Below are 14097 nucleotides of genomic sequence, written 5' to 3' on the forward strand. Positions count from 1 at the left end.
GGCTCTCAGAGTGCGGCGAGTTCGGTGACGAGATCGTCGAGACCGAGGGAACCTTGGGACAGGGCCGCCATGTGCCAAGCCTTCAGGTCGAAGCTCTCCCCGCGGGCCTCGGCGGCGGCTGCCGCGGCGGCGCGACCGCGTAGCCAGGCGCGTTCGCCGAGTTTGTAGCCGATCGCTTGGCCCGGCCAGCCGAGATAGCGGGTGAATTCGCTGTCGAGGTAGTCCTCGGTTTGCCCGTAGTAGCGGCCGAAGAACTCTCTGGCATTGCCGGGCTCCATCGGCTCGCCGGGGCGGTACGGCGAGTCGGCCGGGTAGTCGAGGCCGACGTGCAGGCCGATGTCCAGGATGACGCGGAGTACGCGCAGCATCTGCACGTTGAGGTAGCCGAGGCGGTGGCCGGAGTCGGTGAGGTAGCCGAGTTCGTCCATCAGTCGCTCGGCGTACAGCGCCCAGCCCTCCGAATTGGCGCTCACGTTGCCGACGCTGACCTGGTAGACCGAGAGCTGGTCGGCTACGTAGATCCATTGCGCGAGTTGCAGATGGTGGCCGGGGACGCCCTCGTGATACCAGGTGGAGATCAGGCTCCACACCGGGATTCGCGTGCGGCCGAGCGTGGGTAGCCAGGTGCGGCCGGGACGGGTGAAGTCGAGCGAGGGCTCGGTGTAGTACGGCGCGGCGGCACTGCCGGGCGGCGCGATCATCGACTCGACCCGCAGCAAGGGTTCGGCGAGGTCGAAATGGGTGCCTTGCAGATCGTTGATCGCTGTGTCCATCAGGTCCTGCAGGAAGCGGCGGGCGTTCTCCGCACCGTCGAGAGCCTGACCCTCTTCCTCCAGCCAGTGCATGGCCTCCATCGGCGTCGAGCCCGGCAGTACCTTGTCCGCCTCGGCCCGCATCTGGGCGTCGACCTCGTGGAATTGCTCCCACGCCCAGCGGTACGCCTCGTCGAGGTCGAGGTCGGCACCGTTCCAGTAGCGGGCCCAACGCTGATAACGCTCGCGGCCTACCGCGTCCGGAACGCCGACAGCCTTGGGGGCGTAGTCATCGCGCAGCCAGTCACGCAGCTCCGCCACGGCGGCTGTGGCCTCGACCGCGGCCGCAGCCACGTCGGCGCGTACCGATTCCGGTGCCGCGCCGGCGAATTCGCCGAACCAGCCACCCGGTTCGTCCCCCACCCACTCGCCCAATTGCTGGACGACGGTGCCGACCTGCCGAGGCGCGGCTTGCAGTCCGCGATCGATGCCCTCGGCCAGGGTGGACCGATACTGGCCGACCGCGGTCGGCACTCGGCGCAGTCGACGGCCGATGACCTGCCACTGTGCCTCGGTGTCGGTCGGCAGCAGAGTGAACAATTCGCGCAGCTCGTGCACCGGCGATGCCAGGTTGCGGATCGCACGGAAATGTTCGCCTGCGTCGTGCACGGCCAGTTCAGCCGTGAGGCGCTCACGCAGCAGCTTGGCGCAGCGGCGTTCGACCACGTCCGGGAAGCCGTCGGCAGGCTCGGCGGCGTCGAGCTCGGCCAAGGTGGCCCTGGCGAGTGCGGCGGCCGCATCGAGACCGGCCGGGGAAAGGTCGGGGAGGCGATCGTCGTCGAGGTGGCGGCCCAGGCGAGCTGCGACCAGCGGATTGTGCTCGGCCAGCGCGTCGACGTAGGCGTCCGCGATGCCGCGCGCGGTACGCGTGGGGGTCGAACCGGCTGTGGTCTCGTCCATTTCACCGACTCTGCTCGAAAGAGACGCTCATGGCAAGGTCAGCCGCGACCGTAGAGGACTCGGGCCAGCGTGGCGAGCACCCGATTGTCCAGCGGGCGGCGGGTGAACGTCGTCGTCCGCACTGGACTCGAAAAACGCTGGCGAGTAATGGCTTTGGCAGCGGTCCACTCGCGCAACCCGTCCGGCCCGTGGATGCGGCCGAAACCGGAGTTGCCGACACCGCCGTACGGGAGCGCGGGCACGCCGGCGTAGGCGACCACCGAGTTGACCGACGTCATCCCGGAGCGCATGCGCCTGGCGATGTCCATGCCGCGGGCGCGGCCGAATACCGCACCGCCGAGGCCGAATCCGGTGGCGTTGGCCTTTTCCAGCGCCTCGTCCATGTCGGCGACTTTGGTGATGACCAGCACCGGCCCGAAGGTCTCCGCCCGGACGACCAGAGCGTCTTCCGGCACATCCACCAGTACGGTCGGCTGAATGTAGCGCGCACCGATCCCGTCGAGATCGCCGACCACCGCCCGGCCACCGCGCCGCACCGCGTCGGCGATGTGCTGCCGGACGACCTCCACCTGCTCGGGCATCGTGATCGGGCCGATCGGTTGTCCCGCACCGGCTTTCAGTTTCCCGGCAATCGCGACTACCTCGGCTACGAACGCGTCGTAGACCCGCTCGTGGACGTACGCGCGCTCCACCGAGATACACACCTGCCCGGCATTGCTCATCGCGCCCCACACCGCCGCGTCGGCGGCCGCCGCCAGATCGGCGTCCTCGTCGACCACCAGCGCGTCCGAAGCGCCCGCGTCGACCAGCACGGGGGTCAGCGTCTCGGCGCAGGCGGCCAAGACTTTTCGCGCGGTGGGCAACGAACCGGTGAAACTGATCTTGTCGACACCGGACCGGCACAGCGCCTCCCCGGTCGCGTCGGCTCCGGTGACGGTCTGGAACAACCGATCGTCTCCGGCGACGCGACCGAAACTCTCGGCCAGCCACTCCCCGATCTGCGGCGTGTACTCGCTGTGCTTGAGCACCACGGTATTTCCGCCCGCGAGCGCGTAGGCGGCCGTCCCGATCGGGCCGAAGACGGGAAAGTCCCACGGCCCAAGGATGCCGATCACGCCGAGCGGCCGATACTCCAGCCAGGCCGCCTGATTCGCCATGAACGGCCCGGACGCCACGCGCCGCGGGCCGAGCACTTTGCGCGCGTGCTTGGCGGCCCAGTCGATGTGCTGGACCGCGACGATCACCTCGATGGTCGCGTCGGCCCGCGACTTTCCGTTCTCCGCGTGCACGAGATCTTCCAGCTCGCCGCGGCGCCGCAGCAACGCCGACCGCCAAGCGGTCAGTACCCGCCTTCGCTCGTCGAACCCGGCCTCGGCCCACGACGCCTGCGCCGCGCGGGCCCGCCGGACCGCCGCGCCGACCTCGGCGGCGGAGTGGACCGGGTAGGTGCCGATCACCCCGCCGCCCGCCGGATCGAACGACGCGAAACTCTCCCCGACCGCGGCGGTGAAAGCCTCGACCGCCACCTCGGACTGTCTCTCGATCACTCTCGCAGTGTTATCGACCGCTCCGCGGTACGAAAGACGTCATTCGAGGGGGCTCAGCCGCAGACGGCGCCGTAGGACGCCGAGCCGACCAGCTTCGCATACTTGGCGAGCACGCCGCGGGTGTAACGGGGCGGCAGCGGGCCCCAGCCCGCACCGCGGCGGGCGAGCTCGTCGGCCTCGACGAGCAGGTCGAGGGTGCCCGCGCCGACGTCGAGACGGATCTGGTCACCGTCGCGCACGAACGCGATCGGTCCGCCGTCCACCGCCTCCGGTGCCACGTGTCCGACGCACAGTCCGGTGGTGCCGCCGGAGAACCGCCCGTCGGTGAGCAGCAGCACGTCCTTGCCGAGCCCGGCGCCCTTGATCGCCGCGGTGATCGCGAGCATCTCGCGCATGCCGGGACCGCCCTTGGGCCCCTCGTATCGGATGACCACCACATCGCCCGCCGCGATGGTGCCGTCCTCGAGCGCGTCCATCGCCGCCCGCTCACGGTCGAAAACCCTTGCGGTGCCGGTGAATACATCGGAGTCGAAGCCCGCCGACTTGACCACGGCGCCGCCGGGTGCGAGCGAGCCCTCGAGGATGGTGATGCCGCCGGTCGGGTGGATCGGCGAGGTCATCGCGCGCACCACCTTGCCGTCGGGGTCCGGCGGCGCGATCTCGGCCAGGTTCTCCGCGACCGTCCGGCCGGTCACGGTGAGGCAATCCCCGTGCAGCAGACCGGCATCGAGCAGTGCCTTCATCATCACCGGTACGCCGCCGACCCGGTCCACGTCGGTCATCACATGTCTGCCGAAGGGTTTCACGTCGGCGAGGTGCGGCACGCGACGGCCGATGCGCGCGAAATCGGCCAGCTTCAGCTCGACGTTCGCCTCGTGCGCGATCGCGAGCAGGTGCAGCACGGCATTGGTGGAACCGCCGAAGGCCATCACCACGGCGATGGCGTTCTCGAACGCCTCCATGGTCAGGATGTCGGAGGTCGTGATGCCGCGCCGCAGCAGCTCGACCACCGCTTCGCCGCTGCGTCTGGCGTAGCCGTCGCGGCGGCGGTCGGTCGCGGGCGGTGCCGCGCTGCCCGGCAACGACATGCCGAGCGCCTCGGCCGCACTGGCCATGGTGTTGGCGGTGTACATGCCGCCACAGGCGCCCTCGCCGGGACAGATGGCCCGTTCGATGGCGTCCACGTCCTCGCGGCTCATCAGGCCGCGCGAGCAGGCGCCGACCGCCTCGAACGCGTCGATGATCGTCACCTCGCGCTCGGTGCCGTCGGACATCTTCGCGATGCCGGGCAAGATCGAACCGGCGTAGAGGAACACACTCGCCAGGTCCAGCCGGGCGGCCGCCATCAGCATGCCGGGCAGCGATTTGTCGCAGCCGGCGAGCAGCACGGAGCCGTCGAGCCGCTCGGCCTGCATCACCGTCTCGACGCTGTCCGCGATCACCTCGCGCGAGACCAGCGAGAAGTGCATCCCCTCGTGACCCATCGAGATGCCGTCGGAGACCGAGATGGTGCCGAACTGCATCGGATAGCCGCCACCGGCGAATACCCCGTCCTTGGAGGCTTGGGCGAGCCGATCCAGCGAGAGGTTGCACGGGGTGATCTCGTTCCACGAGGAAGCCACCCCGATCTGCGGCTTCTCCCAGTCGTCGTCGCCCATCCCGACCGCGCGCAACATGCCGCGAGCAGCGGTTTTCTCGAGGCCGTCGGTGACGTCGCGGCTACGTGGCTTGATATCGGTGACGTTCGGATCAGTGGACACGATCCCCCATCATCCTCTCCCTGCCGTGCGAGCCGACCACCCCACGCCCGAAACCACGCAGGGCAGGCACGCTACTGGGCGGAGTCGCCCTCCGCGTGCGCGCGCCGATCGGCGGCGAGGGCTTCGGCGAGGGCGCGACGGTCGAGCTTGCCGCGCGGTGTGCGCGGCAAACTGGGCAGCGTCAGCAACTGGACCGGGATGCTGGGGCTCGGCAGGGTCGCGCGCAGGTGCCGCCAGATTTCCTCGGTGGTCGGGGCGTCGGCGTCGACCACGATCGCGGCGGCCGGGGCCTCGCCCATGCGGGCGTCGGGAATGCCGAGGCAGGCGGCTTCGGCGATGCCGGGTAGCGCGGTGAGCGCGGCTTCGATGGCGGCGGGTTCGACGTTCAGTCCCGCCCGGATCAGCATTTCGCTCTCCCGGCCGAACAGGCACAGCCGATTGCCGGTGACCGTGCCTCGGTCACCCACCGTCATCCAGCCGTCGACGGGTCCGCCGGTCACGCCGAGTTCGGTCAGGTAACCGTCGAACAGCATGTCGCTGTGCACGAATACCAGGCCGTCCCGGATCTCGGCTTCGACGCCGTCGAACAGTTCGCCCGCCGACTTCTCGTCGGCGTCACCGAGTCCCCGGTCGAACGACACGAAACTCAGCTCGGAGGCGCCGTAGAAATGCACCAGCGACGCGTTGGGCAGGACCGCTTGCAGCGCTTGCCTTCCCGTGCGCGGCCAGCGAGCAGCCGAGGACAGCACCTCGCGGACACTGCTGATCGGGCCGGTCCCCGACCGCACCACGTCCCAGGCGATGGTCGGCACCGAATAGAGATGTGTCGCACCGTCGTTCAGCGACTGCATGACCGGTCGCAGATCCACCGTCGCCCCTCGGGTGAGCGCGTGCAGGGCGCCGTACAGGAAGTGGGTGTGATCGAGCACGCCCGGCGCTGCCACCAGATCCCCGTTGCCGATGTCGAAGGTCGCGTCGGAGCGATCGAGGGTGCTCGCCCATGACCGCTGGTCGCGCACGAACAGTTTTGGTGCGCCGGTGGTGCCGGAGGTGATGCCGACCAGCAGCTCGGTGTCGGGTCGAGCCCGGCCGGGCACTCCCGCCGATGCCAGCGTGGCGGCGGTCTGGATCTCCCCGTCGAACCCCATTTTCCGCAGCCTGCGGTGCTGCGGCGCCGACGCGACGACGGCACCGGGTTTCGCGAGCTCGAGTACCGCCGTCAGCTGGTCCGCCAGCAGATGCCGGTGCAGCAGCACGATACTGACCCCGGCGTACGCGGCGGCCGTGACAGCGACCAGCGATTCGACATCCGAAGTCGGCAGCACCGCAACACGATTCATGCCGCCGAGCCCGGCAGCGGTCCGGCTTACCCGGAACCAGAACTCCTGATAGTCGACGCTCTCAGGAGCGGATATCACGGCCGCCGTGGCCGGATACTCCGCGGCGCACCGGGCGATGCGCTCGGCCAGCAGCTCACTCATCGTCCACTCCTCGCGCGGCCAGCGCGTCACCCATCGCGTCCGCGGTGCGCAACGCCCGCACCAGCACCGGCGTCACCAATGCCGTCATCGACCATTGCAGGCCGCGGGCCCGCCGCGCCTCGCCCACCTCGTGCACGATGCCGGCCAGCAAGGGCACACACCGAATAGCAAGGGCCAGTAGCAGACCGACCCGTTCCGGGTCGACCCCGACCCGGCGCAGCGGCCCGAGCGCCCGCGTCACGGTGTCGAGCAGGTCGGTCACCCGGGTGGTCAGCGTGACCAGCGCCGCCAGCGCCACCGAGATCAACAGCACGCCGCACACGACGACGGCCCGCGCGGGCGAGGTGATCAGCACCTGGAACACCGCGATGATCAGCAACATCCACACCATCGGTCGTAGTTGCGCCACCGCCACTCCGAACGGAATGCGCGCCAGCGCGAACAACCCGGCGACCACCACCCCGACCACGCCGACCTGAATCGGGCTGCGCACGAACACCGTTGCCGTCACGATCGACACGATCAACAACAACAGCTTCACCCCGGCGGGCAACCGGTGCAGCAGCGAGTCACCTGGCCGGTACAGCCCGATCATTCGACCAGTTCCCGGTAGGCGGGGACGGCGGCGGCCGGCGTTCCGTCGAACGCCACCAGACCGTCGTCGATCACGATGACCCGCTCGAAACTTTCCAGCAGTGCCAGCTGGTGCGTCACCACGATCACCTGCTGGTCCATCGCGTCCAGCGCGTCGGCGACCACCCGGGCGTTGCGTAGGTCGAGCAGGGTGGTCGGCTCGTCCGCGATGATCACCTCGGGCCTGCGGATGAGGACCGCGCCGATGGCGAGCAACTGCTTCTGCCCGCCGGACAGCAGGTGCGAGGGATGGTCGCCGTGTTCGTGCAGGCCGAACCGGACCAGCATCTCCTCGACGCGCGCGGCGATCTCCTGTTTGCGCAAACCCGTTCGGCGCAAAGAGAAAGCGAGGTCTTCCGCGACAGTCGGCATCACGATCTGAGTGTCCGGGTCGGTGAACACGAACCCGACCTTGCGCCGCACATGCGCGCCTTTGCGTGCCACGTCGACACCGTCCACGGTGACGGTTCCCGACGCCGGGGTGAGCAACCCGTTGATCATGCGCGCCAGGGTCGATTTGCCCGAGCCGTTGGCGCCGATGATGCCGACGCGACGCTCCGTAATCCGAAGATCGATGCCGCGCAACACTTTTCGCTCACCGAAGTGATGACTCACCGACGAGAAGACGATCTCACTCATGACTGCGCCTCGATAACCCGTGCTGCTCTCGCCGACTCCACCTTCACGACACCCGCTCCACCAGCATGGCGATCCCCTGCCCGCCACCGACGGCACACGCCGCAAGCCCCAGCCCTGGCCCGCCCTCGCACAACATCTGGCTGGCCAACCGCACCAGCAAGATGGCCCCCGACGCGCCCCACGGATGCCCCATCGCGATGGCACCGCCCTGCGGACAGATCTTCGATTCGTCCAATCCCAGTTCGTCCGACACCGCGAGCACCACGGTGGCGAACGCCTCGGTGATCTCGACGATCCCCAGCTCCGCCGCGTCGACCCCGGTGCGCCGCAACAGCTTCCGGATCGCGGGCACCGGCCCGAGACCGGGGTACGCGGGATCGGATCCGGCCACCGCCGACCCCACTATCCGCAGCGCGGGCAGGCCGGCGGCCAGCGCCTCGCTGGTCACCGCCAACACCGCCGCGCCATCGGAGATGCCGCAGGAGTTGCCCGCCGTCGCCGTCCCGTCGACGCCGAAACTGGGCCGTAGTCGCGCGAGCCGAGCCTCGGTGAGCCCGGCACGAATCCGTTCGTCGCGCCGTACCGCACCGATCGGCACGATCTCCGCCGAGAAATCGGTCGCCGCCGCGAGGGCGTGCGAACGCGCCGCATAGGCGTCCTGCCGCTCTCGGCTGATGCCGCGCACGCGCGCGAGGTCGTCGGCGGCCACCCCCATGTCGGGGTCCGGAAAGCCTTGTGGTGCAAAGGGGGCCCGGGTGTAGCGCACCGGCTCGGCGTCGGCGACCGGCGGCCAGAACCGCCACGGCGCGGTGCTCGCCGACTCGACGCCGCCCGCCAGGATCAGCTCGTCGGCTCCGCTGCGCACCCGCAACGCCGCCTGCATCACGGCGTCGAGACCGGACCCGCATTGCCGATCCACCGTGACACCCGGCACTTCGACACCGAGCCCCGCCCGCAACGCCGCGATTCGCGCCGGATTACCACCGGGTCCGAGGCAGTTGCCGAGCACGACATCGTCCACCTCGGCGTCCATGCCCGCGCAGCGCAGCGTCGAAAGCACCTCGCGCAGAACCGGCGCCGCCAGGTCGGTGGTGGTCAGTTCGGCGAACCCGTGCCCGGCATTGCCGATCGGCGTCCGACGCGGCGCTACCAGAACGGGGACCGAATTCATGCCAGCAAGTCTTTCAGCTGACCTCTGGCCACTTTCCCGCTGGCCGTCCTCGGCAGCGTCGGCAGCGGTATCCAACGTCGTGGCATGGCTTCCTTCATGAGCAGCCCGCGCGCCTGCGAGCGCACCGCATCGATCCCGACACCGTCGAGTTGTACTGCCGCCGTGACTATCTCGCCGAACACCGCGTGCGGCGAGCCGATCACCGCGACCGCGGCCACCCCGTCGAGCGTCCCGAGGACGCGTTCGACATCCTCGGCAACGACCGTCGTGCCGCCGACATTGATCGCGGACTCCCCGCGCCCCCGGACCGTGAGCTCGCGATTCGGCCCGAGCTCGGCGAGGTCGCCCACGCCGCACCATTCGGCGGCGCCGAGCACACGGTACGGGGTGCGGACATAAAGCAGTCCGTCTCGGATATCGGCATCGACGCCGTCGAGCAGCCGCAGCGGCTCGGGCACCCGCCGTGCCGCGACGAGCGAGACCTCTGCGGACCCGTAGTACTCGACGATCTCCACGCCGTCGGCCGCCGCTCGCGCGCCGTCGTCCAGGGCTATCCCCGCCACGATCGCCGTGCGCAACCTCGGTGCCTTACCCACCACGTCCCGCAGCACCGCGGGCACCGCGTGCACGACCGTGGCCCGCGACGGATCGTCGGTGACGCACGCGCCGCGCCACAGCGCGTGCAGCGCGCCGAACAGGTGCATCGTCGCGTGCAGTGGACCCGTCAGGAGCACGCGGTCGGTGGCCTCGACGCCGGTGATCGCGGTGAAGGCCGGGAAACTGTCGAACCAGGACGCCGCGGTCCTGGCCAGCGGGCGCGGGCGGCCGGTGGAGCCCGACGTAGTCACGAGAAGGAACGCCGAGGGCGGTATGTCCGGGCGCTCGGGGCGCGCCTCGGGATTCTCCACGAGTACCGGGACACCGCGCCGAGCCGCCGCGCAGACGCAGATCAACGCATCAGGCACCGGCAGCGCCGACGCGTCGTAGACGGGCGCGCTGTCGCGTTCGATCCACTGCTCGATCGCCGCGTCGAGTTGGCCGTAAGTGTAAGTGCGGCCGTCGATGTCGAGGGCAGGCCGATGCTCGGCGCCGCCCAGTTCCGGACTACGCACGGATCAGGCCGGGGTACGCGCGATGCACACCCTTGGCGACGATCGTCGCGACGACAACCTTGGCCAGGTCGCCGGGGATGAACGCGAAGTTGGTGCTGATCGCGTGCGAGAAGTCCAGATCGGTGCGCAGCAACAGCCCGATGGTGCCGAAGAGGTAGATGACGAGGATCCCGCCGAACGCGTTGATCAGCAGGCCGAGGACCAGCGGGTACTTCGGCAGAATCCGAGCGGTCAGCAGGCCGATGATCAGAGCTGCGGGCGCCCAGCCGACGAGGTATCCGGCGCTCGGGCCGGCCATCGCGGTCAGTCCGGTGCGGCCACCCGACAGCAGCGGCAGGCCGATCATCGTCAAGGCGAGAAAGACCAGCACAGCGGCCGTTCCCTTGCGCGCACCGAGCACCGCGCCCGCCAGGATCACACCCAGCGTCTGCACCGTGATCGGCACACCGCTGAAGCCGACCGTGATGGCGCCGGGCAGGCCCATCGCCGCGATCAGCGCCGCGAATACGGCGATCTGTGCGATATCGCGCGCCGAAAAGGCGACCCTCGACCCCCGAGAGTTCTCGACTCCGTCCACGACGACTTCCTCCCACTACCAGCTTGAACGACGTTCAAGATAGCAGGCGCGCCGTTACCGAACTCACGCGCGCAGGGCGTCGGCGAGCGCGCGGTCAGTCGTGCGAGTGCGCCCTGGCCTGGATCCGCGCCTGCACCTCGGGGCGGCGCAGCGGCGGCACCGACTTCGGCGGCACCTTACGATCCGGCAGTTGCGCGAGCAGCCGGGCCGTCACCGCCGCGATGTCGGCGACGGCGGCGTCGACGGCGGGCTGGGTCGTGGCCGAGATACTGGACAGGCCGCCGATCTTGCGTACGTACTGCAGCGCGGCGGCCTGGATCTCCTCCGGCGTCGCCGCGGGCTCTAGTCCCCGCAGGGCAGTGATGTTTCGACACATACCTCGAGGCTAATCCGCCCGCGCCCCGCGCACCTGATACTCGAGCACTCGCGACTCGGCCGGCGACCGCCGACCCGCGCACCACACGGCGCCGTGATTGCGCAACAGCGCGCTGCTCTTGCCCGTCGGTAGCGGGCACCCTGCCGGTCGTCGTGCGGCTCGACAGCCAGAAGATAGCTATCGACCGCAATTTTGTCTCGACTTTCGCGGACCCCAACGAAGCGTTATCAACCGTTGCCCCAATCGAATACGTGTCGTAACCATCCGAATAATAACGACTAATATTCGAATTTTCGCTGCGTCCAACAGGTTCCGCGCCTTAAGATCGATAGCGTCTGAAATGCACTGTCATATAGCAACATTCGCTTTGAGCGACCCGTCCGCACCCGGCCTATCGCCGCCTGCCGACCTGCTGTGCACAACCGTCGAATCTGAACGATCACCTATTCGGACATTCAGCGCCGACCGTCCATGGTGACCATTTCGAGGTGAGGATCAAATATGACAATCGAAACGCCAGTGTCTGCTTCCGCTGAGACCAATGGACGCAAGAGCCTCAGCACCACCGCCGCGCACCAGTTGGCGACCACCACCAAATCCGAACCCCAGATGCAGGGGATCACCTCACGCTGGCTGACCAGAATGCTGCCGTGGACGCAGGTCAACGGTGGTATCTACCGGGTGAACCGCCGACTGACACACACCTTCGGCAACGGCAAGGTCGAGTTCGACGTCGAGGGCTCGCAGGCCAGGGTGATCCCGATGGAGCTGCGGGAAATGGCGGCGCTGCGCACCATCGACGACGAGGAAGCGCTGCGTGCGCTCGCGCGTCGATTCGAGCAGCGCGAATACGAACCGGGCGCCGTGGTCGCCGAATTCGGCTATCCGATGAATCAGGTCATACTCATCGTGCACGGCAAACTGGCCAAAATGGGCTCCGGCGAATACGGCGAACCGACGATGCTCGGCACCCTGGCCGGCGGCAACTATGTCGGCGACGAAAGTTTCACCGACGCCTCCGCCATTTGGCCGGTCACCGTCAAGGCCGTCACCAAGTCCACCGTGCTGGTGCTGCCGCGGCAGGCCCTGGATGAAGTACAGGACCACATACCCGCATTCCGGCAGCAACTGTCGCAGGTGGCGGCCGCCGCCGCTCGACCACAGAACAAACACGGCGAGGCGAACATCCAGATCACCTCGGGTCACGCGGGTGAACCCGAACTGGACGGCACCTTCGTCGACTACGACGCCAGCCCACGGGAGTACGAACTCAGCCTCGCGCAGAGCGTGCTGCGGGTGCACACCCGCGTCGCGGACCTGTTCAACGACCCGATGAACCAGACCCAGCAGCAGTTGCGGCTGACCATCGAGGCGCTCTACGAACGCCGCGAGGACGACCTCGTCAACAGCCCCGACTTCGGGCTGCTGCGCAATTGCGATCTGAAGCAGCGCATCTACTCCGAGTCGGGCCCGCCGACCCCCGACGACATGGACGAGCTGCTCAGCATGCGGCGCAGCACCAAACTCTTTCTCGCGCACCCGAAAGCGATCGCCGCGTTCGGTCGCGAATGCAGCAGGCGCGGCCTGTACCCGGATACCATTGATATCGACGGCAACCGAGTGCCTGCCTGGCGCGGGGTGCCGATCTTCCCGTGTAGCAAGATCCCGGTCAGCACCAACCAGACCACCTCGATTCTGGCCATGCGCACCGGCGAGAAGGATCAGGGCGTCATCGGCCTGCACCAAACCGGGCTTCCCGACGAATTCGAGCCGAGCCTCAACGTCCGTTTCAAAGGCATCGACGATCAGTCGATCATTTCCTATCTGGTCAGTTGCTACTACTCGGCGGCGATTCTGGTGCCCGACGCGCTCGGCATTCTCGACAACGTTCTGGTCGCGCGGCAAGCGGACTGACCCGACGATCAGCGACCTCGATGTCTTCGACGCCGCGGCGGCCGAATGCTGAGCAGCCGCGGCGTTCCCGGTCGTCGGACCCGGATTCGGCGTCCACGACACCGCTAGGGAAGGCGTAAGTGCTGATGATCGAGAGCACCTCGGCGGCGACGAGCCGCCGGGCCACAGAGATTCTGTCCAACGTTCGCGAGCTATGCGAACCGCAACTGCGCGAGGCGATTTCGTCCCTGCCCGAACCCCTGCGCCGAATGGGCGGCTACCACCTCGGCTGGTGGGACGCCGACGGCACCGCGACCCCGCAACCGGTCGGCAAGGCCCTGCGGCCCGCGTTGACCGTCTGCTCGGCCATCGCGTGCGGGGCAGGCCGACGCACCGCGCTCGCCGCGGCGGCCGCGGTGGAACTGGTCCACAATTTCACGCTGCTGCATGACGACATCATGGACGTCGATCAGGTCCGGCGCGGCAGGCCCGCCGTGTGGACGGTGTGGGGCATCCCCGACGCGATGCTGCTCGGCGACGCGCTGCACGCCCTCGCGGTGCGCGTACTGCTGGACGGTCTGCCCGCACCGACGGCCACGGCGGCGGTCGCACGGCTGGAAACGACGGTCATCGAGATGTGCCACGGCCAGCACGCGGACTGCCGGTTCCGCTCGGGCGGGCACGTCGATGTCGAGGAGTACGCGCGCATGGCCATGGGTAAGACCGGTGCGCTGATGGGCTGTGCGTGCGCGCTTGGGGCCCTGTGCGCGCAGGCGGAGCCGACCACCATCGCGGCGATGGACACGTTCGGGCGCGAACTCGGGATGGCCTTCCAGTTCGTCGACGACCTGATCGGGATCTGGGGTGACCCGTCGGTCACCGGCAAACCGGCGAGCGACCTTGCCCGCCACACCATGTCGCTGCCGGTGGTCTCGGCGCTCGGCTCCGGCACCGAGGCGGCCGCCGAGCTGGCGACGATGTTCGACCGCGACTCGGGCGCCGATTCGATGGACACCGCTCGGGCCGCGGCACTGGTCGAGTCGGCAGGTGGGCGGCAGCGCGCCCAGCAACTCGCCGAGCGCCGGGTGCGCGCGGCGATCGCGGCGATCGCCGATCCCGCCGCCGCCGCGGACCTGATGGTGCTGGCAGGCATGGTGTCGCGCCGCAACCACTGAGCCGCGCGCGTCGATCGTAAG

The 14097-nt window shown here is 68.8% G+C and carries 12 protein-coding genes; 2 read left to right on the forward strand and 10 right to left on the reverse strand.

Annotated elements, in window-relative coordinates; genetic code table 11:
• Nucleotides 1–5 precede the first annotated feature (5 nt).
• From ACIHA7_RS37605 to ACIHA7_RS37650, 10 genes are all read right to left on the reverse strand, one after another.
• On the reverse strand, nt 6–1712 hold the full coding sequence (locus tag ACIHA7_RS37605; protein WP_397296503.1) for a DUF885 domain-containing protein: 1707 nt from the start codon (nt 1710–1712) through the stop codon (nt 6–8).
• A gap of 38 nt (nt 1713–1750) precedes the next feature.
• A complete protein-coding gene (locus ACIHA7_RS37610; protein ID WP_397296505.1) occupies nt 1751–3259 on the reverse strand; it encodes an aldehyde dehydrogenase family protein in 1509 nt (502 codons plus the stop codon).
• A 53-nt stretch (nt 3260–3312) separates the two neighbouring features.
• Complete coding sequence (gene ilvD / locus ACIHA7_RS37615; RefSeq protein ID WP_397296507.1) at nt 3313–5019, reverse strand: dihydroxy-acid dehydratase; 1707 nt, start codon at nt 5017–5019, stop codon at nt 3313–3315.
• 71 nt (nt 5020–5090) lie between these two features.
• Nucleotides 5091–6500: an AMP-binding protein gene (locus ACIHA7_RS37620; RefSeq protein ID WP_397296509.1), complete on the reverse strand. Its 1410-nt coding sequence runs from the start codon at nt 6498–6500 to the stop codon at nt 5091–5093.
• Complete coding sequence (locus tag ACIHA7_RS37625; RefSeq protein ID WP_397296510.1) at nt 6493–7095, reverse strand: energy-coupling factor transporter transmembrane component T family protein; 603 nt, start codon at nt 7093–7095, stop codon at nt 6493–6495. Before ACIHA7_RS37625 ends, ACIHA7_RS37620 begins: the two co-directional genes overlap by 8 nt.
• Nucleotides 7092–7772 (reverse strand): energy-coupling factor ABC transporter ATP-binding protein, encoded by a 681-nt coding sequence (locus ACIHA7_RS37630; RefSeq protein ID WP_397296512.1) that lies wholly within the window; start codon nt 7770–7772, stop codon nt 7092–7094. Before ACIHA7_RS37630 ends, ACIHA7_RS37625 begins: the two co-directional genes overlap by 4 nt.
• A 43-nt stretch (nt 7773–7815) precedes the next feature.
• Complete coding sequence (locus ACIHA7_RS37635; RefSeq protein WP_397296514.1) at nt 7816–8943, reverse strand: thiolase family protein; 1128 nt, start codon at nt 8941–8943, stop codon at nt 7816–7818.
• Entirely contained in the window at nt 8940–10055 is a 1116-nt protein-coding gene (locus tag ACIHA7_RS37640; RefSeq protein WP_397296516.1) for a class I adenylate-forming enzyme family protein, read from the reverse strand. Before ACIHA7_RS37640 ends, ACIHA7_RS37635 begins: the two co-directional genes overlap by 4 nt.
• Nucleotides 10048–10632 (reverse strand): biotin transporter BioY, encoded by a 585-nt coding sequence (locus ACIHA7_RS37645; RefSeq protein WP_397296518.1) that lies wholly within the window; start codon nt 10630–10632, stop codon nt 10048–10050. Before ACIHA7_RS37645 ends, ACIHA7_RS37640 begins: the two co-directional genes overlap by 8 nt.
• A 94-nt stretch (nt 10633–10726) precedes the next feature.
• Complete coding sequence (locus ACIHA7_RS37650; RefSeq protein ID WP_397296520.1) at nt 10727–11008, reverse strand: DUF2277 domain-containing protein; 282 nt, start codon at nt 11006–11008, stop codon at nt 10727–10729.
• A gap of 519 nt (nt 11009–11527) precedes the next feature.
• Between ACIHA7_RS37650 and ACIHA7_RS37655 the strand changes: the two genes are divergently transcribed.
• Nucleotides 11528–12922 carry a family 2B encapsulin nanocompartment shell protein gene (locus ACIHA7_RS37655; RefSeq protein ID WP_397296521.1) on the forward strand — a complete coding sequence of 465 codons (1395 nt, stop codon included), beginning with the start codon at nt 11528–11530 and terminating at the stop codon, nt 12920–12922.
• Nucleotides 12923–13047: 125 nt separating this feature from the next.
• Nucleotides 13048–14076, forward strand: a complete 1029-nt coding sequence (locus ACIHA7_RS37660) for a polyprenyl synthetase family protein (protein ID WP_397296523.1) — start codon at nt 13048–13050, stop codon at nt 14074–14076.
• Nucleotides 14077–14097 lie beyond the last annotated feature (21 nt).

The sequence above is a fragment of the Nocardia sp. NPDC052316 genome (genome assembly GCF_044547795.1).
Classification (GTDB): domain Bacteria; phylum Actinomycetota; class Actinomycetes; order Mycobacteriales; family Mycobacteriaceae; genus Nocardia.

Coding starts and splice junctions, on each gene's coding strand:
- ACIHA7_RS37605 (WP_397296503.1), bottom strand. CDS start 1,712: ATGGACGAGACCACAGCCGGTTCGACCCCCACGCGTACCGCGCGCGGC.
- ACIHA7_RS37620 (WP_397296509.1), bottom strand. CDS start 6,500: ATGAGTGAGCTGCTGGCCGAGCGCATCGCCCGGTGCGCCGCGGAGTAT.
- ACIHA7_RS37625 (WP_397296510.1), bottom strand. CDS start 7,095: ATGATCGGGCTGTACCGGCCAGGTGACTCGCTGCTGCACCGGTTGCCC.
- ACIHA7_RS37630 (WP_397296512.1), bottom strand. CDS start 7,772: ATGAGTGAGATCGTCTTCTCGTCGGTGAGTCATCACTTCGGTGAGCGA.
- ACIHA7_RS37635 (WP_397296514.1), bottom strand. CDS start 8,943: ATGAATTCGGTCCCCGTTCTGGTAGCGCCGCGTCGGACGCCGATCGGC.
- ACIHA7_RS37650 (WP_397296520.1), bottom strand. CDS start 11,008: ATGTGTCGAAACATCACTGCCCTGCGGGGACTAGAGCCCGCGGCGACG.
- ACIHA7_RS37660 (WP_397296523.1), top strand. CDS start 13,048: ATGATCGAGAGCACCTCGGCGGCGACGAGCCGCCGGGCCACAGAGATT.